This window comes from Enterobacter sp. 3U4, from assembly GCF_057224565.1.
The window spans coordinates 3,983,064-4,000,408 of the sequence record NZ_CP136665.1; the positions used below are offsets into that span (position 1 = coordinate 3,983,064).

A 17,345-nucleotide genomic window follows, 5' to 3' on the forward strand; every position below is an offset into this window, starting at 1 on the left:
TTAACGCACTCAGAATATAACGGTTTCGCCATCCTGGGGAATGCTCACTGCGTCACTCACCTGGTTGGCTTCAACGTACTCACGCAGCGCGCTGCGGGTTAAAAGGCAGTGGTTAATGGCCTCCATATGGCTCGCCACAATTTTAGCCTGCGGCAGCAGGAAATGGACGTTGAGCACATCCTCCTGCCCCATAATAATGGGCCCAAAACCAATGACGTGGGCATACCCGGCGTTCAGCACCACCACGTCCGGCTGGTGTTTTTGCAGATCGGCCGCCACCTCGTCACGCCAGACGGTATCCCCGGCAAGATAGAGCGTCTTCTCATCAGGATGACGCAGCACCACGCCACAGGCCTCGCCCAGCCGCTCCGCCAGCTCCGGCACGGCGTAAGCGCGATCGGTCCCGTGCTGCCCGCCGTGGGTTTTCGCAATCTGTATATCGCCGAAGGTGGTCGCGTCGGTCATGACCGTCAGGTTGCTAAACCCCTGGCTGCGCAGCAGCGCGGCGTCACGATCGTTTTGCACGTAGATCGGTTTGTCTTTAGCGATCAGTTCCGCTGCGGCGCGATCCCAGTGATCGTCATGGGTATGGGTGACGATCACCGCGTCGGCGTCCAGCAGCGTGTTGACGTCAACGGGGAGTTCGACCGTCGGGTTACGGCGTTCGGCATACGCCGTGCCGGGAAAGCCCGGGTAAGCCCCCTTCGGGGCCAGCATCGGGTCGATTAAAAGACGTTTTCCGGCGTAGGTAATCAGCTGGGTGGCGTTGCGAATGTGGGTAATGTTCATGGGCTATCCTCCGGTTGGTGTGATAAGGAGGATAGCCAGCCGTCGCAATTGGCGCTGTGGGTTAAAGGGCGATTACCGATGGAATCGGGCCAATTTAAGCAACCCCGTTTTCCGTCAGGTCGTTTACCAGCCAGGCACCGCCCCGCCGTTAAATATCGTCTCCGCCGCTTTCGCTACTTCAGGGGACTGATACGACTGGATAAATTCCTTCACGTTCTCCGCGTCCTTGTTGTCTTCGCGCGTCACCACGATGTTCACGTACGGCGAGTTTTTGTCTTCGATAAAGACGCTGTCATGCACCGGCGACAGCCCGGTTTGCTGAATATAGGTGGTGCTGATGATGGCGACATCCACTTTCGGGTCGTCCAGCACGCGCGGCAGCTGCGCCCCTTCCAGCTCCATAATTTTCAGCTGCTTAGGGTTGGCGGTAATATCCAGCGCCGTCGGCAGCAGCCCGGTATCTGGCTTCAGGGTGATGAGCTTCTCTTTTTGCAACAGCAACAGCGCGCGTCCCAGGTTGGTTGGGTCGTTTGGAATGGCAATGGTTGCGCCGTCCTTCAGGTCAGACACGGATTTGATTTTGCGGGAATAGCCGGCCATCGGGAAAACAAAGGTGTTCGCCACGGCCACCAGCCTGTAGTTATGCGCCTTGTTATCCTCAGCGAGGAACGGGCGATGCTGGAAAACGTTGGCATCCAGTTCCCCCTGGTTGGTGGCATCGTTAGGCAACAGCGAGCCGCTGAAGCCCACCAGCTCCACGTCCAGGCCATATTTCTCTTTTGCTACCTTTTTGGCGACTTCCGCTACGTCCTGTTCGGCGCCGTTGATGACGCCGACTTTAATATGTTTGGCATCGCTGCCACTTTGATCGCACCCTGCCAGCAGCAGGCCAGCCAGTACCAGAGCACCCAATCGACGTTTCACAAGACAGTTCCTTTTGCTGAATGTTGTAGTGACTATATCGACAACGAGACGGGGAAATAAAAACCGAAAAAGAATCAATAAGAAGGATCGGTTATATGCGGGTATGGCCGGGTGACGCTACGCTTACCCGGCCTGCGGATTCAGAGCTTAAAGGGCTTTCGCCAGGTAATGTCGCTGCATACCCGGGTACGGATAATCCTGCAAAGACATCTGCAGCTGATACCCCTGCTTTTCATAGAACGGACGCGCCTGGAAGCTGGCAGTATCCACCAGCGCGTGCCTGCAGCCTTTGCGCCTGGCTTCCTCTTCGGCCGTTTTGATGAGCTGGCTACCGACGCCAGTTCCCCGTACGGTGTCGCTCACCCAGAGATAGTCGATATTCAGCCAGTCGCCTTTACGCACCCCAATGAGCCCGCCGAGCATGGTGCCGTTTTCGTCCCGCACGTAAACGCCAACGTCGCCGCTAAAATTTGTCAGATCGAGAAACTGACCGTTAAAAGCCCTCAGCCCCGTCAGTAACTCCTCTTTCTCCTGCGTCGTGACATTATCAGTAATGCTCAGGTGCATATTTTTTCTCCTTGTTATCTGTGCCGTTTCACTATCTCACACACGCATCGTGGAGAAAATTCATACTTTTGACTGGAGTCGCTACACTGAATGTAACGATATATTTCATGGGAAGCCTGTGACTTCTAATGGGGGTTGTTGATGAAAGCTGCGCACCTGGTCTGCCTGCTGGTTTGTCTGCTCTTCGCCGCGTTTGTCCATGCTCAGGAAAAGGAGGATCCGGCGAAAGAAGCGCAGATTAAGCAGCAGGTCCTGAAAGATATAAAGAAAGCCTGTACGCCACAGAAAAAGCAGAGCGATAAGGCCTGGCAGGAGATGATTTTGTCCTCCGAGGCCAATCAGCTGCTGATCAAAAATGCCATTACCGCCGTGAAGCGCGATAACCTGGACGCCTACTGGGCGGCGGTTGGTCAGGTTGATTGTCTGGAAGATTATTAAGGGCCAGGCACTGGCTTCTCGCCGTGTGGCGCTGCGCTATCATGCTATGCTGTTGGCCGGATTAACGACAACATAGCAGGGGAGAACATGGGTTCCACACGTAAAGGGATGCTGAACGTCCTGATCGCCGCCGTTTTATGGGGCAGTTCCGGCGTTTGCGCGCAGTACATCATGGAGAAAAGCCACATCTCTTCGCCTTACCTGACCATGGTTCGCCTGCTGTTTACCGGCGTGATCCTCCTGACGCTCTCCTTCGTTCACGGCGACAAGATTTTCTCGGTCATCAAACATCGCAAAGATGCCCTCAGCCTGCTGTTTTTCTCGCTGGTCGGCGCGCTCACCGTGCAGCTCACCTTCCTGCTGACGATTGAAAAATCTAATGCGGCAACGGCCACCGTACTGCAGTTTCTGTCGCCAACCATTATCGTGGCGTGGTTCGCGCTGGCGCGGAAAAAGCGCCCCGGCGTGTTTGTTTTGTCCGCGATTGTGACCTCGCTTGTCGGGACGTTCCTGCTGGTGACCCACGGCGACCCAACCTCGCTCTCCATCTCCCCTGCGGCCCTGTTCTTCGGCATCGCCTCGGCGTTTGCCGCGGCGTTTTACACCACCTATCCGTCAACGCTGATCGCCCGCTACGGCACCTTGCCGATTGTCGGCTGGAGTATGTTGATTGCCGGGTTAATGCTGACGCCGTTCTACGCCGGGCGCGGGACGACCTTCGTTATTGACGGCAGCCTGCTGCTGGCGTTTTTCTATCTGGTGGTGATCGGCACGGCGCTGACGTTCAGCCTGTACCTGAAAGGCGCACAGATGATCGGCGGGCCGAAGGCGAGCATTCTGAGCTGCGCCGAGCCGCTGAGCAGCGCGTTGCTGTCGGTGATGTTGCTGGGCGTGGCGTTCACCCTGCCGGACTGGCTGGGAACGCTGTTGATTGTGTCGTCGGTGGTGCTGATTTCGATGGATTCAAGAAGACGGGTGAGGACATCAACATAGCCTGATGTCCCCTCACCCCGGCCATCTCTCCAAAGGGGCGAGGGTTAGGGTGAGGGGAAAATTGACTACTTCGCCTTCACCTTCACCGCCACCAGCAGCGCGGTCAACAGCATCAGCGTGCCGGAGATCACCAGCGGTGACGTCAGCCCCAGGTGGTCGAGCGCCACGCCGCCAATGGCCGCGCCACAGGTATTCGCCAGCTGGATCACCGCTACCTGAATCGACCCGGCTTTTTCAGCCTGATCGGCAAGCGAGCGGGTGATCCACGTCGACCAGCCCACCGGCACCAGCGCAAAGGCTAAGCCCCAGATAATCGCAATGGCAGATGCGACCCACTTATCGCTGCCCCACAGCACCAGCACCGTGGCGCTCACTGCCAGCACCAGCGGCGCCCCCGCCAGCGCCAACTTCAGGGAGCGCTTCAGGAACTGCGACGACAGCGACGTGCCGACAAAGCTGGCAATACCGAAGCTCAGGAGCACCAGCGTCAGGCCGTCGACGTCAAAACCCGCCATGGTCATATACACCGGGCGGATATAGGTAAAGAAGGCAAACTGCCCGGCAAAGGACATAAAGATGGCGGTCATCCCCGCCAGCACGCCGGGGCGCTTCAGCAGCGCGAACATGTTCTGTTTATGGTGCGCCGCTTCGCCCGGCAGCGACGGCAGCGCTTTCCACACCCAAATGATGCAGAGCACACCCATCACCGCCGCGGCGTTGAAGACGTTACGCCAGCCGATAATCCCGCCGAGGAAGCTACCGAGCGGCGCGGCAATCACCAGCGCGATAGAGACCGCGCCAAAGATAACGGAAAGCGCTTTTGGCACCGTACGCGCGGGCACCAGTCGCATGGTGAGCGAGGCAGACATCGCCCAGAAGCCGCCGAGTCCCAGCCCCAGACAGGCGCGCCCCAGCAGCAGCAGGGTAAAGCTTTCCGCGAAGGAGACCAGCAGACAGGAGAGCGTCAGCAGCACGCTGAACAGAATGACCACCTTGCGGCGGTCAATCGTGCCAATCACCTGGGTGATAAACAGGCTGGCGAACATCGCCACGAAGGCGGTGACGGTAACGGACTGACCCGCCACGCCTTCGGAAATGCCCAGATCCTGCGCCATTGGCGTCAGGAGGCTCACCGGCAGAAACTCAACGGTAATCAGGCAGGCGACGCAGAATGCCACGGAGAAAACGGCCGACCAGTTGGGGCGTGAAACCTCGCTGGTCTGCGGTCTGGTCGAGGGCTGGATATGTTCTGTCATGGCGTCACCTGAAGCTGAAAACGTGCGGAAAAGTCGCGCAGTTTATCATCAAAAGTGTGACGAATTTAACGTTTAGACAACTTTTGTGGTTTTTAGAGGGGATCAGTGCAGGTAAAACACGCCCTCTTCCGGCAGGAAGAGCTGGTTGTAGCGCAGCTGGAAGGCGTTAAGCTCCTGCGGATCGGGCTCCATCTCGCGCATGAAGCCGAGCGCCAGACGAATTTGCGCATCGGTGATCGGCGCGGCCAGGCGGGCTTTACGCAGCAGACGGTGCCACGTGTGCAGGTTCTCTTCACTGCCGTCGACAATGCAGACCTGCCAGATCAGCAGCACCTGTGCCGCGTTTTGCAGATGCGCCTCGTCGGGGCGCTCAAGGTAGCGGATAAACTAATTGCCCGGCGTTTTACCGAACTGATCGATCATCGACTCGACCGGCATCGGGGTGATGCCCAGACGCTCGCTTAAACGTTTGATGGCGCGGCGGGAATCTGAGGTCAGGACGCGAAATCCCACCACAAACACCACGGCAAGCGTTGCCAGCATTATCCAGACCATGCGTTCTCCTTTGACTAGCCGCTCATCATAGCGGGAAACGCACGGCGTCAACAGCGGGCAGAACCAGAATAGTGCACTGAAAAGACGTTGCAGAACGGGGGATAAGGTATTAATGCCGTCGGCGGAAATAAAAAAGCCCGGCATCACACACCGGGCAAAGAAGTTACCTGCACATTCAGGCTGTTTTTAATTTCTGCGCGCGATTCTCACGGCGAATCTTACGTTCTTCCAGCACCGCGACCATCGCCATCAGGACGATACAGCCGATCGCTGCCGCATCCAGCGCCGCGAAGGTGCCCGCCCAGCCGGTGAGGCCGAAAATCGGCGTGCCGTCGGCAATCATCCCCAGACCCAGCTTGGCGAAGCTGTCGCCGATCAGGTAGGCGAAGGTGCCTTTAATCCCATCGGCGGCGCCGATCGCTTTTTTCGGAACGAAGCCCACTGCCGCCACGCCGATCAGCAGCTGAGGACCAAATACCAGGAAGCCGAGCGCGAACAGGGACGCCAGGTAAACGTACTGGTTACTGGCGTGCTGGTAGACGCCGAGGGTGGCGATAATCAGCGCCAGCGCGACGCAGGCCACCAGCGCGCGACGGCCGTTGGCGAGATCCGAGAGCCAGCCCCACAGCAGCGTGCCGACCAGCGCGCCCACTTCGAACAGGGTGAAGCCCTGAATCGCCACCTCTTTAGAGAGCTTCAGCTCCTGGAAGGCGTACACGGTAGACCACTGGTCGATGCCGATGCGCACCACGTACAGGAAGATGTTTGAGAAGCAGAGCAGCCAGATCACTTTGTTTTTCAGCACGTACTCAACAAAGATCTGCCATTTGGTCATCTCGTTCTCTTCGGTCTCTTTGTCCTCTTCGCTGATCTCCTCGCCGAACAGCTCTTCGGCTTTGCCGAGGCCGTAGGATTCCGGGGAGTCGCTGCCGAAGCGCAGACCGATAAAACCGACAATCAGGGCGATAATCGACGGGAAGATAAACATACCGATCACGTGGCCGTCGAACAGGTAGTTTGCGCCAAACAGCGCCACGCCTGCCGCACCCGCCCCGCCGAGGTTGTGGGAGATGTTCCACATGCCAAGGTACGACCCCCGCTTGCGGCGCGGCGTCCATTTGGTGATGGTGGAGTAGCTGCACGACCCGCCGGTACTCTGGAAGAAACCGCTCAGGGCGTAGAAGGCGATCATCAGGAACAGGCTAACGGACCCTGCGCCCATGCTGGCGCTAAAGCCGAGCATACAGATGGCGGAGAGGATCAGCATAAACGGCAGGAACTGCTTGGTATTTTTGCCGTCCGCGTAGTAGGAAACGACGGTTTTACCCACGCCGTAGGTGATGGAGAAGCCCAGGCCAATCATTCCCAGCTGCGTCATGCTCAGCCCGTAGGTGGAGATCATGTCGTTCTGCGCGATGTTAAAGTTTTTGCGGATCAGGTACATGGTCAGGTAGCCGATGAAGACCACCAGATAGGACTGCATGAACGGTTTGAACCACATTTTACGCCGCACGTCGAGCGGCAGATCCAGGGTCGGCTTGCGCACCTGGTTTAAGAAGGCCAGCATGGTTGGTTTACTCCTGAGCTGATTTTTGCAGCATTGTAAAAATCAGCCGGGAGAGATGCCTGAGACAGCGTCCAGGTAAAACCGGGAAAATTTCCTAGTTTTGCGCCATTCGGGATGAAAAGGTGAGACACATCACGCTTCGCTCGCCTCGCGCGGGGCCTGCGCATGCAAAAACGGCAGCAGCAGCAGGGCGGAAATTCCCGCCGCGATGGCGATCACCGCGAAGAAACCGCTCCAGTGCCAGATGTCGATCACACGCGCCAGCGGCCAGCCTGAGAGCGATGCCCCGAGATAGGCAAACAGCCCGACAAAGCCCGTCGCCGCGCCTGCCGCCTCTTTGTGAGAACACTCCGCCGCCGCCATGCCGATCAGCATCTGCGGGCCAAACACGAAGAAGCCGGTGGTGAAGAAGCACGCCGCCTGCATCACGTAGCTGGCGAACGGCATCAGCCACAGCGAGCCGACGGAGAGCAAAATCCCGGCGGCAAAAATCAGGTTCATCGGGCCGCGGTTGCCGTTGAACAGCTTATCCGAGCCCCAGCCCGCCACCAGCGCGCCGATAAACCCGCCCAGCTCAAACATCGTGACAGCCGAGTTGGCGGTGACCAGGTCCACGCCGAGCGTCTCGGACATGTACAGATTGCCCCAGTCGTTGATCGCCGCGCGCACCACGTAGACCAGCACGTAGCAGAGTGAGAGGAGCCAGATGTACGGGTTTTTCAGCACGTACTTGGTGAGGATCTCCCTGCGGGTCAGCCCCGCGCCTTCCTGCTGCTGGGCAATCTCCATCTCGTCGTGCCGCCAGTCGCCCACCGCAGGCAGGCCGACGGTTTGCGGCCTGTCGCGCAGGCGCCAGCAGAGGAACAGCCCGGCGACAATTGCGAGGCCACCGGCAATCATCATCCCCGCGCGCCAGCCGTAGTGCAGTGCCGCCGCGCCCACCACCATAGGGATCAGCGCCCCGCCGACGTTATGCGCGGTGTTCCAGATTGCCCACCAGCCGCCGCGCTCGTTGCGCGAATACCAGGCCGTGAGCAGGCGGGCGCAGACCGGCGCGCCCCAGCCCTGGAAGAAGGCGTTCAGCGCCCACAGCAGGACGAAGGCCCACAGCGAAGTGGAGAAGCCAAACAGAATGTTCACCACCCCGGTGGCGATCAGCCCAGCGCCCATGAAATAACGCGCGTTGGAGCGATCGCTGACGATACCGGAGAAGAACTTCGACAGGCCGTAGGTGATGTAAAACAGCGTCGCCAGCAGGCCGATATCGGTGCGCGTCATCACGCCGCTGGCGAGGATTTCCGGCGCGGCGGCGTTGAAGCTTTTGCGGGTGAAGTAGAACAGCGCGTAGCCGAGCCAGATGGCGATCAGAATATGGCGACGCCAGTAGCGGTAGCGGGCGTCGATTTCCGCTTTGTCGGCAATCGGCGCGGCGCTGGCAGGGGTTTTAAACATGGTAACTCCGTAGCGGCAGGCTGACGCTGACGCGCGTCCCGTGGGTGCAGGAGAGGTTCAGCGTACCGCCCAGCGCCTTTACGCGCTCGCGCATGCCCGCCAGGCCAAATCCCTGGTGGCCGGAGCCCGGCGGCAGGCCGCAGCCGTCGTCTTCAATCACCAGCATCAGGCGTTCGTCCTGCTGCCAGCCCTGGATCGTGACCGCGCTGGCATTGGCGTGTTTAACAATATTGTTCAGCCCTTCCTGACAGACGCGGAAAAGGGTCACGCGCTGGCCTTCGCTCAGCGCAGATTCGTTAATTCGCCAGTCGAGATGGCTGACAATGCCGCGGCTTTCCAGCTCCATCTCGCGCATCAGAGAACGCACCGCCTGCTCAAGCGACAGGTCGTCAAGCTGGCGCGGACGCAGCCTGCCGAGCAGGCGTCGTACCGAGTCATACACGCCCAGCGAAAGCTGTTCAATATGCGCCCCACCCTGCTTCACGCCCGCGTTTTCCGCCGCCAGACGCTGGACAATGCCCGCCTGGGTTCGGATGGCGGTGATCGTCTGGCCGATATCATCGTGCAGCTCGCGGGCGACCTCCTGCCGCACGCTCTCTTCCGTCTCCAGCAGGCGTTCAGCCAGACGCCGGTTGCGCGCCAGCTCGGTTTGCAGGGACTGGTTCAGCTCGCGCAGGCGCTGTATGCCCGCCCCGAGCAGCAGCCCGGTCAGGCTCTGGGCCAGCAGCGAAAGCAGCAGATCCACCGGATGGTCGTGCCAGGTCTGGCTGGCAATCAGCGCGATGGCGTTCATCAGGGTCGCGATCAGCGCCCCCTGCCAGCCGTAGTGCCAGGCCAGGGCGATAATCGGCAGTGCCAGGCAAAACGGCGTGAAGCGTGAAAGTTCGGCAGGTAAACCCAGCTGAAGCCAGAGGCTCACCACGAAAAGCAGCAGATACCAGATGAGATGCCGGGCGCGCCAGTTCACCGGTTGGGACACCAGCCCCGGACCAAGCGGTTGCCAGACGGTGCTGGAGAGATAATGCCAGATAACGAGGCAGGTCGGCGCGAGCGTCAGGCCACCGGTGAGGGTGAGCAGCAGCGCGTTGAGCATCTCCTTGTCGCCAACCCACGGCAGGGACTGCAGCAGCGCGGCGGCAATCAGCGCCGCCCCCTGTCGCAGCAGCGTGCGCCAGTCGCGCTGGTGACGGTAGCGGGAAATGAGCGCAACCGGGAGAAGCGTAAGCAGGCTTCCGGTCATCAATAATGGCAGATGCGCCAGAGCGACTTCCTGCGCCAGCCAGACCAGCAGCAGCCACTCTGCGCCCAGCAAAACTGGCCAGTAGCCTCGCGGGCACTGGAGCATTAACCCCAGTCGCAGGCCAAAGGGAAACAGCAGCACCGCCAGCTCAGGACGTTCCACCAGATGCAGGCTGATGCTCCACAGGCAGAACCACGCGGCGGAGAAGATAAAAAAGCTGGCAACGACGGCGATCAGCCGTGAAAACACGGGACTCATTGCCAGCTGTCGAACATGCGGCGCGCCAGCTCGACGTCATTGCTGACGTTGAGTTTTTCCATCAGGTTGGCACGGTGAACGTGTACGGTTTTCGGGGACAGTTCCAGCTCGGCGGCAATCTCTTTTACCGACATCCCCTGCGCGAGCTTCTCAGCCACCTGACGCTCGCGTCTGGTGAGCGGATCCTGTCGTCCAGCCGCCAGCTTAATGGCGATATCCGGCGTTAAATAGCAGCCGCCGGTGGACACGGTGCGCACGGCGGCAATCAGCTCGTCCGGACTACAGCGTTTGGAGAGGAACCCGCGCGCGCCCGCGTTGAGCGCCTGCTCGACCAGCGCCGGGCTGTCGTGGACCGACAGCATGATCGTCGCCATCCCTTTCGGCAGCTGGCTTAACAACTCCAGCCCGGAGAGGTCCGGCATCGAAATGTCGCAGATACAGACCTGCACCCCGCGCCCCGGCAGGCCAGCCAGCGCTTCGCGACCGGAGCCAAACTCGGCCACGACCTGGAAATCCGGTTCGAGGTTGAGAAGCTGGGCAAAGCCAGAGCGGACGATAAGGTGGTCGTCGATAAGGGCGATGGTGGTCATGTGTGTTCCTGCGGTCTGAAATGCCGGATAGCGCTGCGCTTATCCGGCCAACAAGAGCGAAAGACGCCTACCTTAAGCGATCTATTCGAAGAACACCGCAATTTTGTTAAACATGGTGGGATCGGACTGGTTGCGCGCCACTTTGGTGACATCTTCCAGCTTGTCGATCTGCGCCATCATCTGCTCCAGACGCTGGTCATCGTTGACCAGTAGCCAGATGCGGCTGTGCTCGCTGCCCTGAATCGGCAGACAGAGAATGCCTTCCACGTTAAACGCCCGGCGGGCAAACAGCCCGCAAACGTGGGTCATGACGCCAGGGTGGTTGCGGACGGTGAGTTCCAGAATGACGTTATCATGTTGTTTCTGCATGGCTTATTCTCCCACCATCTCAGTATTTGCCGCACCCGGCGGCACCATCGGATACACTTTTTGTTCAGGGTCGATACGGACGTGGATCAGCGCCGGGCCCGGACGCGAGATCGCCGCCTGCAGCGCCGCGTGGGCATCCTCTTCCGCGTTCAGATCGCAGGTGTGCAGGCCAAAGCCGGCGGCAATCTGCATAAAGTTAATCATCCCCGGATAGGTCGCCGCAAACACGCCCTGCTTGTAGAACAGGCTCTGCTGCTGGTGCACCAGCCCCAGCGCCTCGTTGTTCATCAGGATGATTTTCACGTCTAACTGGTTTTCGGCCGCGGTGGCCATCTCCTGAATATTCATCATCAGGCTGCCGTCGCCGGAGAAGCAGATGACCTTGCGGTCCGGATTCGCCAGCGCCGCGCCCACGGCTGCGGGCAGGCCAAAGCCCATGGTGCCGAGGCCGCCGGAGGTGAGCCACTGGCGGGGACGGTTCAGCGGGTAAGCCTGCGCGGTCCACATCTGGTGCTGTCCCACGTCGGTGGTGATAATCGCGCTGTCGTCGACGCAGGCGGCCACGGCGTTGATAAGACCATAGTGGCTCAGCGGATCGCCTTCAGTTGGGATCGCGCCCGGGAACTCGCGCTGCAGATCGGCCACCAGCTGGCGCCAGTCGGCGCGGTCGGTCGCGTCGGTTTGCGGGATCAGCTGCGCCAGCACTTCGGCTACGTCGCCCTGAATTGCCACGTGCGGCTGCTTGATTTTACCCAGCTCGGCGCGATCGATATCCACGTGAATGATTTTGGCATTCGGGCAGAACTGCTCTGTTTTGCCAATCGCCCGGTCATCAAAACGCGCGCCCATAACAATCAGCAAATCCGCCTCTTGCAGGATGTAGTTGGTGCTGCGCGCGCCGTGCATGCCCAGCATGCCTAATGACAACGGGTGCGCTTTCGGCAGCATGCCCAGCGCCATCAGGGTCATGGTGGTCGGCAGGTTAGCTTTTTCCGCAAACTGGCGGATTTCATCCGCAGCGTTGATCGCCCCGCCACCCACATAGAGCACAGGGCGTTTCGCCGCGTTAATCATGGCAGCGGCGTCGCGCACGCTCTCCGCGCTGAACTCCGGCGCGGGCGCACGCTCGCCCGGCTCGGGCAGTACGTCGATCTCGATCTCTGCGGTCTGTACATCCTTAGGAATGTCTATCCACACCGGGCCCGGGCGGCCGGACTGCGCAATGCGGAACGCATCGCTGATAACCTGAGGAAGCTCGCTGATATCGCGAACTAAATAGTTATGTTTGGTGATGGGGATAGAGATGCCGTAGGTATCCACTTCCTGGAACGCATCGGTACCAATCATCGAGGAAGGCACCTGGCCGGTAATGCAGATCAGCGGAATGGAGTCGAGGCGCGCGTCGGCGATGGCGGTGACCAGGTTGGTTGCGCCCGGCCCGCTACAGGCCATACAGACCGCCGGCTTACCCTGGGTACGCGCCATGCCCTGAGCGATAAAGCCTGCCCCCTGCTCGTGGCGCGCCAGCACGTGGCGGATCTGCGTGCTTTGGCTTAACGCATCGTACAGCGGCAGCACCGTGCCGCCGGGGATGCCCGCAACAGTGGTGATGCCCTGTCGCTCCAGCAGATGAACGATCAGCTGCGCGCCGGTAAAACGCGTCTTGGTGGATGTTGTGCCCGAACTTGCCATGCTCCAGTCCTTTTCTTCTGGGCCGACTTTCCGGGGAGGGTCCTAAACGAAAAACCCCGCCCGGTTTGCGCCGGCGGGGTTTTGGATTCGTGTGTTGATCCAGTCCCTACGGCGCATTGCCGACGACCACCACCACACGCACGACGACCACTGCGGCAGGTTGCGCAGTTTTTAGTAGGGTCGAAGTGAAGATGGATGAAGTCATTGGGGACCTGTGTTTGGATTCATTGATTGAATTTATACAAACACAGGTTTTCGGGCGTGACAATGGAAATATTTTCATCTGCGCAAAAATGCGTCAGGGATCACGTTTCGTTTGTTGGGTGTTGAAAACAAAAAACCCCGCCGGAGCGAGGTTTTTATCAGGGTTTTGCGGTTGGTCGCCGCAGAACACACTGTGTTACGTCAACGCGAAAAGTATACGCGATCGAAGACGAACGCGCAATTCAGGCACGGATTTTGACGTTTTTGAGTATGGATCGCCTTCCAGATTTTGTCCACAAAACACTGTTCATACGTACAGTATTTATCTATACTGAGGGTGTTCGCAGTGAGCGAGGGGGCCGCAGTTCTACCGGCGCAACGAAGTCCTGGCTGAAACGGGTGGTGCCGTCAGTGCCTTAACCCCTGAAGTGAGCACACTGTGTTACGTCAATCCAGGTGCTGGCAACAGGCGGCGGAAAGGTACGCCAGCATCGTGCTCCTTTTAACCAAAAGGAGACGCGTATGAGCGTAGTGGATATGGTGATACTTATCCTCAAACTCATTGTTGCTGTACTGCAACTGCTTGATGCTGTCCTGAAATTCCTTCGGTAATTCAGGTTCAAGTCGCACCTGAGAGGGGCGGGCAACCGCCCCTCTTTAATAACGAGGGAATGCTATGTCGCGTCTGTTAATCGAGCCTGTCACGCCTGATGAGCCGGGGTATATCGCCCTGAAGGCGGAAAGTATTGCACTGAATTTTAACATGCTGCGCAGGCTCGAAGAGAGCTGGCTGCGGGGTGAGAACCGCTTTAACGCGCCGGGCGAAAAGCTGTTAGGTGCATTTCTTAACGGCAAGCTGGTGGGCGTGTGCGGCCTCAACCGCGATCCGTTCAGCCAGCAGTCGCGCGCCGGACGTATTCGCCATCTCTACGTCAGCGAGAAGTGCCGCGGGCTGGGGATTGGCAAGCAGCTTTTAACCGTCGTGATGGCCGATGCCAGCATCTGGTTTGATTTCCTCAATGCCCATGCGCCGGACGCTGCCTACGGGTTTTATCGCCGGGCCGGTTTTACGCTGGTCTCGGACGAACCGCGGGTGACGCACCGCCTTTTTTGTGCGGTGTAACCGGCTGGCAGCTTCAGGACGTGAATGTTACAGTTGAGTGACAATTCATCACCCGATACGCCATGACCATCACCGTATTCTGCATTTTGCTGTTTGCCGCACTGCTGCATGCCAGCTGGAATGCCATCGTCAAAGCCGGAACGGACAAGCTCTATTCCGCGATTAGCGTCAGCGGCTCCGCCACGCTGATTGCCCTGGTGCTGCTCCCCTTCTCTCCACAGCCCTCTGCCGCAAGCTGGCCGTTTTTGATTGTTTCCTGCGCCTTGCAGGTGGTGTACACCGTGCTGGTAGCGAAAACCTATCAGGTCTCCGACATGAGCCAGACCTACCCGCTGATGCGCGGCACCGCCCCGCTGCTGGTGGCGCTGATCAGCGTGCTGGCGCTCGGCGATAGCCTTTCGTGGCTCGCCTGGTCCGGCATTGGGGTAATTTGCCTGTCGATTCTGGCGATGGCGATGAACGGGCGCATGCAGTCGCGAAAAGGGATCTGGCTGGCGCTGCTAAATGCCTGTTTTATCGCCGGGTATACCCTGGTGGACGGCACCGGCGTGCGGCTGTCAGACACCGCGCTGGGCTATACGCTGTGGACTTTCTTTATGAACGGCTTCTGCCTGCTGGGCTGGGCGATGGTCGCGCGTCGACGCGAGGCGTCCGGCTACCTGCGTCTGCACTGGAAAAAGGGGCTGCTCGGCGGCGTTGGCACGATGGGCTCTTACGGTCTGGCGCTGTGGGCAATGACGCAGGCACCGCTGGCGGTGGTCGCGGCGCTGCGTGAAACCTCCATACTCTTTGGCGCGCTGATCGCTTTTTTGCTTTTAAAAGAGAAGGTTGTGGGCCTGCGCATCGCGGCGGCGCTGGTTATAGCCGGCGGCGCCATTCTGCTGCGCCTGGCGTAAAGCACTGGCAACATTAGTTGCCGTTCTTGTTTACAAATCCTGCCTTTATCGATTTTTTCATTCACCACAACAATGCTTAAATTGTCATCTCTCTGTGGTAGATTCCTCGCGCATTTATGGGAATGCGCAGTCACTTATTCTTCATTTTTCTCTTTTGGCAAAAGTATTCAGCGACATGAAAAAACAAAGGAACGTTAACTTATTGTTGATGCTGGTGTTACTGGTGGCCGTCGGTCAGATGGCGCAAACCATCTACATTCCGGCGATTGCCGACATGGCAAAGGAATTAAACGTCCGCGAGGGCGCGGTACAGAGCGTAATGGCAGCCTATCTGCTGACCTATGGCGTCTCGCAACTCTTCTACGGCCCGCTCTCCGACCGCGTCGGGCGTCGCCCGGTGATCCTGGTGGGCATGAGCATTTTCATGGTGGCGACGGTAATTGCCATTACCACCCACAGCCTAACCGTATTAATTGCCGCAAGCGCCCTGCAGGGCGTCGGGACCGGCGTCGGCGGGGTGATGGCGCGAACATTACCGCGCGATATGTATCAGGGTACCCAGCTGCGCCATGCCAACAGCCTGTTGAACATGGGTATTCTGGTCAGCCCGCTTCTCGCCCCGCTGATTGGCGGCCTGCTGGACACGATGTGGTCCTGGCGCGCCTGCTACGCCTTCCTGCTGGTGCTCTGCGTGATTGTCACCTTCAGCATGGCGCGCTGGATGCCCGAAACGCGCCCGCAGGACACGCCGCGCACGAAGCTCATTACCAGCTATAAGACGCTGTTCGGCAACGGATCGTTTACCTGCTACCTGCTGATGCTGATCGGCGGCCTGGCGGGCATTGCGGTGTTCGAAGCCTGTTCCGGCGTGCTGCTGGGCGCGGGGCTTGGCCTGAGCAGCATGGTCGTGAGTATTCTGTTTATTCTGCCGATCCCGGCGGCGTTCTTCGGCGCGTGGTTTGCCGGACGCCCGAACAAACGCTTCTCAACCCTGATGTGGCAGTCGGTGATCAGCTGTCTGCTGGCGGGTCTGATGATGTGGATCCCGGGGCTGTTTGACGTGATGTCGGTCTGGACGTTGCTTATCCCGGCAGCGCTGTTCTTCTTCGGCGCGGGGATGCTGTTCCCGCTCGCCACCAGCGGTGCGATGGAGCCGTTCCCGTTCCTCGCAGGTACGGCGGGCGCGCTGGTGGGCGGCTTGCAGAATATCGGCTCCGGCGCGCTGGCCTGGCTCTCGGCGATGATGCCGCAGACCGGGCAGGCTAGTTTGGGCCTGCTGATGACGCTGATGGGGCTGCTGATTTTACTGTGCTGGCTGCCGCTGGCGTCGCGTGTCCCGCATCACGAGCAGCCGGTTTAACCGCATGATGGCCCGGCTTATCGCCGGGCTTTTCACATACGGGCGCAATCATCGCCTGCAATAACGGCTCCGGCGCAGGCCGCCAGGCGCCCTCTTCCCCGTCGTAAAACTGGAAATCTGCGTTAAGCGCATACGGGATTTTCGCCTTTTGCAGCTCGCAGGCCATAAAGGTGGCGAAGGCCATTTGCGAAGCGGTTGGCGTGAAGCGGCTTGACTCCCCCACGCCCCAGCCCCCGACCCAGCTAACGTGCCCGGTTTTTTGCTGCCAGTGCAGCGCGGCGTTGATGCGGTTATGGATAGCCGCTTTCTCCGCCGCCGTGCCGGACGTCCACGGGTATTTGCCGCCATTCTTCAGCGGCCCCCACGGGAAAATATGCCACTCCGCCAGCAGGTAGTTTTGGCTGTGCGCGGGCAACTTCAGGCTGGATAGATCCTCCGGCGCGGCGCGCAGGCGTGGCGCAATGAAGATCATGCGCTGCGGGTCAATGTCGTGGATCGCTTTAATGGTTTTTTCATAGACGCGGTTTAGCGACGCGAGGTTGTGGTTAAGCTTGTCGGCTGGCTCATAAATGAGATCAAAACCCAGCAGCGGGTAGCTCTGACCGAAATAGTGCGCAACGGCAATCCACCAGTTGATCGTCTCTTTTTCATTATCGGCTTTCGGGTCGTTTTTATATTCATCAGCCTGATAAGCGACTATCGGGATCACGCCATACTGCTCACAGGCTTCCACCAGCTTGCGCAGGTGGATCAGCCGCGCTTCCGTCGGCTCATCGGCCACGCGGATGCGCACGTGAGTAATGCCTTTTGCACGAAAATCGCGGACCACCAGCGGGTCGAATTCGCGTATGCCGCGCTCGGTTCGCGCCCAGTCCACATCCATCCCGACGCCAAGCTGCTGCGCATAATGGGCAGCCGTCAGCGGCGGCTCGGCGGCAATCGCCCAGCCCGAAGAGATCAGTAATGCAGAGACAATAAAAGGCTTTAACACGGTTTACCCTGGATAAATCGAAAGCATTACCTGTATTTAGCACGCTTTTTCATATTTGGTGTAGAGCGAAAGCGTAATAAT

At 59.2% G+C, this 17,345-nt stretch carries 18 protein-coding genes and 1 pseudogene; 6 read left to right on the plus strand and 13 right to left on the minus strand.

Annotated features, from left to right (window positions below):
- Nucleotides 1-9: 9 nt before the first annotated feature.
- The 3 genes from RVY89_RS19005 to RVY89_RS19015 all read right to left on the minus strand — a co-directional run bounded on the left by RVY89_RS19005 (nucleotide 10) and on the right by RVY89_RS19015 (nucleotide 2,280).
- Entirely contained in the window at nucleotides 10-789 is a 780-nt protein-coding gene (locus tag RVY89_RS19005) for an MBL fold metallo-hydrolase (protein WP_484826154.1), read from the minus strand.
- A 123-nt stretch (nucleotides 790-912) separates the two neighbouring features.
- Nucleotides 913-1,713, minus strand: coding sequence for a lipoprotein NlpA (gene nlpA / locus RVY89_RS19010; protein WP_484826155.1), 801 nt, complete (start codon nucleotides 1,711-1,713; stop codon nucleotides 913-915).
- A 147-nt stretch (nucleotides 1,714-1,860) separates the two neighbouring features.
- Nucleotides 1,861-2,280, minus strand: a complete 420-nt coding sequence (locus tag RVY89_RS19015) for a GNAT family N-acetyltransferase (protein WP_484826156.1) — start codon at nucleotides 2,278-2,280, stop codon at nucleotides 1,861-1,863.
- Nucleotides 2,281-2,421: 141 nt separating this feature from the next.
- Between RVY89_RS19015 and RVY89_RS19020 the strand changes: the two genes are divergently transcribed.
- A complete protein-coding gene (locus tag RVY89_RS19020; RefSeq protein ID WP_484826157.1) occupies nucleotides 2,422-2,718 on the plus strand; it encodes a YicS family protein in 297 nt (98 codons plus the stop codon).
- Between the two features lie 87 nt (nucleotides 2,719-2,805).
- Nucleotides 2,806-3,711 (plus strand): DMT family transporter, encoded by a 906-nt coding sequence (locus RVY89_RS19025; protein WP_484826158.1) that lies wholly within the window; start codon nucleotides 2,806-2,808, stop codon nucleotides 3,709-3,711.
- Between the two features lie 65 nt (nucleotides 3,712-3,776).
- Here RVY89_RS19025 and nepI read toward each other — a convergent pair whose 3' ends face one another.
- The 9 genes and pseudogenes from nepI to ivbL form a co-directional block, all read right to left on the minus strand.
- Nucleotides 3,777-4,967, minus strand: a complete 1,191-nt coding sequence (gene nepI, locus RVY89_RS19030) for a purine ribonucleoside efflux pump NepI (RefSeq protein WP_484826159.1) — start codon at nucleotides 4,965-4,967, stop codon at nucleotides 3,777-3,779.
- Nucleotides 4,968-5,069: 102 nt separating this feature from the next.
- A pseudogene (locus tag RVY89_RS19035) lies at nucleotides 5,070-5,522 on the minus strand (DUF1198 domain-containing protein).
- Nucleotides 5,523-5,697: 175 nt separating this feature from the next.
- Nucleotides 5,698-7,089 carry a hexose-6-phosphate:phosphate antiporter gene (uhpT, locus tag RVY89_RS19040; RefSeq protein ID WP_096217538.1) on the minus strand — a complete coding sequence of 464 codons (1,392 nt, stop codon included), beginning with the start codon at nucleotides 7,087-7,089 and terminating at the stop codon, nucleotides 5,698-5,700.
- Between the two features lie 132 nt (nucleotides 7,090-7,221).
- On the minus strand, nucleotides 7,222-8,541 hold the full coding sequence (gene uhpC / locus RVY89_RS19045) for an MFS transporter family glucose-6-phosphate receptor UhpC (RefSeq protein ID WP_484826160.1): 1,320 nt from the start codon (nucleotides 8,539-8,541) through the stop codon (nucleotides 7,222-7,224).
- The gene (uhpB, locus tag RVY89_RS19050; protein WP_484826161.1) at nucleotides 8,534-10,039 is read right to left on the minus strand and encodes a signal transduction histidine-protein kinase/phosphatase UhpB; all 1,506 of its coding nucleotides are present in this window, start codon (nucleotides 10,037-10,039) and stop codon (nucleotides 8,534-8,536) included. Before uhpB ends, uhpC begins: the two co-directional genes overlap by 8 nt.
- Nucleotides 10,036-10,629 (minus strand): response regulator transcription factor UhpA, encoded by a 594-nt coding sequence (uhpA, locus tag RVY89_RS19055; protein ID WP_032626676.1) that lies wholly within the window; start codon nucleotides 10,627-10,629, stop codon nucleotides 10,036-10,038. The genes uhpB and uhpA overlap by 4 nt, the downstream gene beginning before the upstream one ends.
- A gap of 81 nt (nucleotides 10,630-10,710) precedes the next feature.
- Entirely contained in the window at nucleotides 10,711-10,998 is a 288-nt protein-coding gene (ilvN, locus tag RVY89_RS19060; RefSeq protein WP_010426528.1) for an acetolactate synthase small subunit, read from the minus strand.
- Nucleotides 10,999-11,001: 3 nt separating this feature from the next.
- Nucleotides 11,002-12,690 carry an acetolactate synthase large subunit gene (gene ilvB / locus RVY89_RS19065; protein ID WP_484826162.1) on the minus strand — a complete coding sequence of 563 codons (1,689 nt, stop codon included), beginning with the start codon at nucleotides 12,688-12,690 and terminating at the stop codon, nucleotides 11,002-11,004.
- Nucleotides 12,691-12,796: 106 nt separating this feature from the next.
- Complete coding sequence (gene ivbL, locus RVY89_RS19070) at nucleotides 12,797-12,895, minus strand: ilvB operon leader peptide IvbL (RefSeq protein WP_057979964.1); 99 nt, start codon at nucleotides 12,893-12,895, stop codon at nucleotides 12,797-12,799.
- A gap of 521 nt (nucleotides 12,896-13,416) precedes the next feature.
- Between ivbL and tisB the strand changes: the two genes are divergently transcribed.
- The 4 genes from tisB to emrD all read left to right on the plus strand — a co-directional run bounded on the left by tisB (nucleotide 13,417) and on the right by emrD (nucleotide 16,273).
- Complete coding sequence (tisB, locus tag RVY89_RS19075; RefSeq protein ID WP_023309830.1) at nucleotides 13,417-13,506, plus strand: type I toxin-antitoxin system toxin TisB; 90 nt, start codon at nucleotides 13,417-13,419, stop codon at nucleotides 13,504-13,506.
- 64 nt (nucleotides 13,507-13,570) lie between these two features.
- Nucleotides 13,571-14,017, plus strand: coding sequence for a GNAT family N-acetyltransferase (locus tag RVY89_RS19080; RefSeq protein ID WP_484826163.1), 447 nt, complete (start codon nucleotides 13,571-13,573; stop codon nucleotides 14,015-14,017).
- A 62-nt stretch (nucleotides 14,018-14,079) separates the two neighbouring features.
- The gene (locus RVY89_RS19085) at nucleotides 14,080-14,913 is read left to right on the plus strand and encodes an EamA family transporter (RefSeq protein ID WP_484826164.1); all 834 of its coding nucleotides are present in this window, start codon (nucleotides 14,080-14,082) and stop codon (nucleotides 14,911-14,913) included.
- Nucleotides 14,914-15,088: 175 nt separating this feature from the next.
- Nucleotides 15,089-16,273 carry a multidrug efflux MFS transporter EmrD gene (gene emrD, locus RVY89_RS19090; protein ID WP_484826165.1) on the plus strand — a complete coding sequence of 395 codons (1,185 nt, stop codon included), beginning with the start codon at nucleotides 15,089-15,091 and terminating at the stop codon, nucleotides 16,271-16,273.
- On the opposite strand, the gene RVY89_RS19095 is transcribed toward emrD, so the two are convergent.
- A complete protein-coding gene (locus RVY89_RS19095; RefSeq protein WP_484826166.1) occupies nucleotides 16,176-17,264 on the minus strand; it encodes a cellulase family glycosylhydrolase in 1,089 nt (362 codons plus the stop codon). The genes emrD and RVY89_RS19095 overlap by 98 nt on opposite strands.
- Nucleotides 17,265-17,345: the final 81 nt, after the last annotated feature.

Excerpts from the sequence above, each read along its gene's own strand:
- ilvN (WP_010426528.1), bottom strand. The coding sequence starts at position 10,998 with ATGCAGAAACAACATGATAACGTCATTCTGGAACTCACCGTCCGCAAC.
- ilvB (WP_484826162.1), bottom strand. The coding sequence starts at position 12,690 with ATGGCAAGTTCGGGCACAACATCCACCAAGACGCGTTTTACCGGCGCG.
- ivbL (WP_057979964.1), bottom strand. The coding sequence starts at position 12,895 with ATGACTTCATCCATCTTCACTTCGACCCTACTAAAAACTGCGCAACCT.
- emrD (WP_484826165.1), top strand. The coding sequence starts at position 15,089 with ATGAAAAAACAAAGGAACGTTAACTTATTGTTGATGCTGGTGTTACTG.
- RVY89_RS19005 (WP_484826154.1), bottom strand. The coding sequence starts at position 789 with ATGAACATTACCCACATTCGCAACGCCACCCAGCTGATTACCTACGCC.
- uhpT (WP_096217538.1), bottom strand. The coding sequence starts at position 7,089 with ATGCTGGCCTTCTTAAACCAGGTGCGCAAGCCGACCCTGGATCTGCCG.
- tisB (WP_023309830.1), top strand. The coding sequence starts at position 13,417 with ATGAGCGTAGTGGATATGGTGATACTTATCCTCAAACTCATTGTTGCT.
- uhpB (WP_484826161.1), bottom strand. The coding sequence starts at position 10,039 with ATGAGTCCCGTGTTTTCACGGCTGATCGCCGTCGTTGCCAGCTTTTTT.
- RVY89_RS19080 (WP_484826163.1), top strand. The coding sequence starts at position 13,571 with ATGTCGCGTCTGTTAATCGAGCCTGTCACGCCTGATGAGCCGGGGTAT.
- RVY89_RS19020 (WP_484826157.1), top strand. The coding sequence starts at position 2,422 with ATGAAAGCTGCGCACCTGGTCTGCCTGCTGGTTTGTCTGCTCTTCGCC.
- RVY89_RS19015 (WP_484826156.1), bottom strand. The coding sequence starts at position 2,280 with ATGCACCTGAGCATTACTGATAATGTCACGACGCAGGAGAAAGAGGAG.
- RVY89_RS19085 (WP_484826164.1), top strand. The coding sequence starts at position 14,080 with ATGACCATCACCGTATTCTGCATTTTGCTGTTTGCCGCACTGCTGCAT.
- RVY89_RS19025 (WP_484826158.1), top strand. The coding sequence starts at position 2,806 with ATGGGTTCCACACGTAAAGGGATGCTGAACGTCCTGATCGCCGCCGTT.
- uhpA (WP_032626676.1), bottom strand. The coding sequence starts at position 10,629 with ATGACCACCATCGCCCTTATCGACGACCACCTTATCGTCCGCTCTGGC.
- nepI (WP_484826159.1), bottom strand. The coding sequence starts at position 4,967 with ATGACAGAACATATCCAGCCCTCGACCAGACCGCAGACCAGCGAGGTT.
- uhpC (WP_484826160.1), bottom strand. The coding sequence starts at position 8,541 with ATGTTTAAAACCCCTGCCAGCGCCGCGCCGATTGCCGACAAAGCGGAA.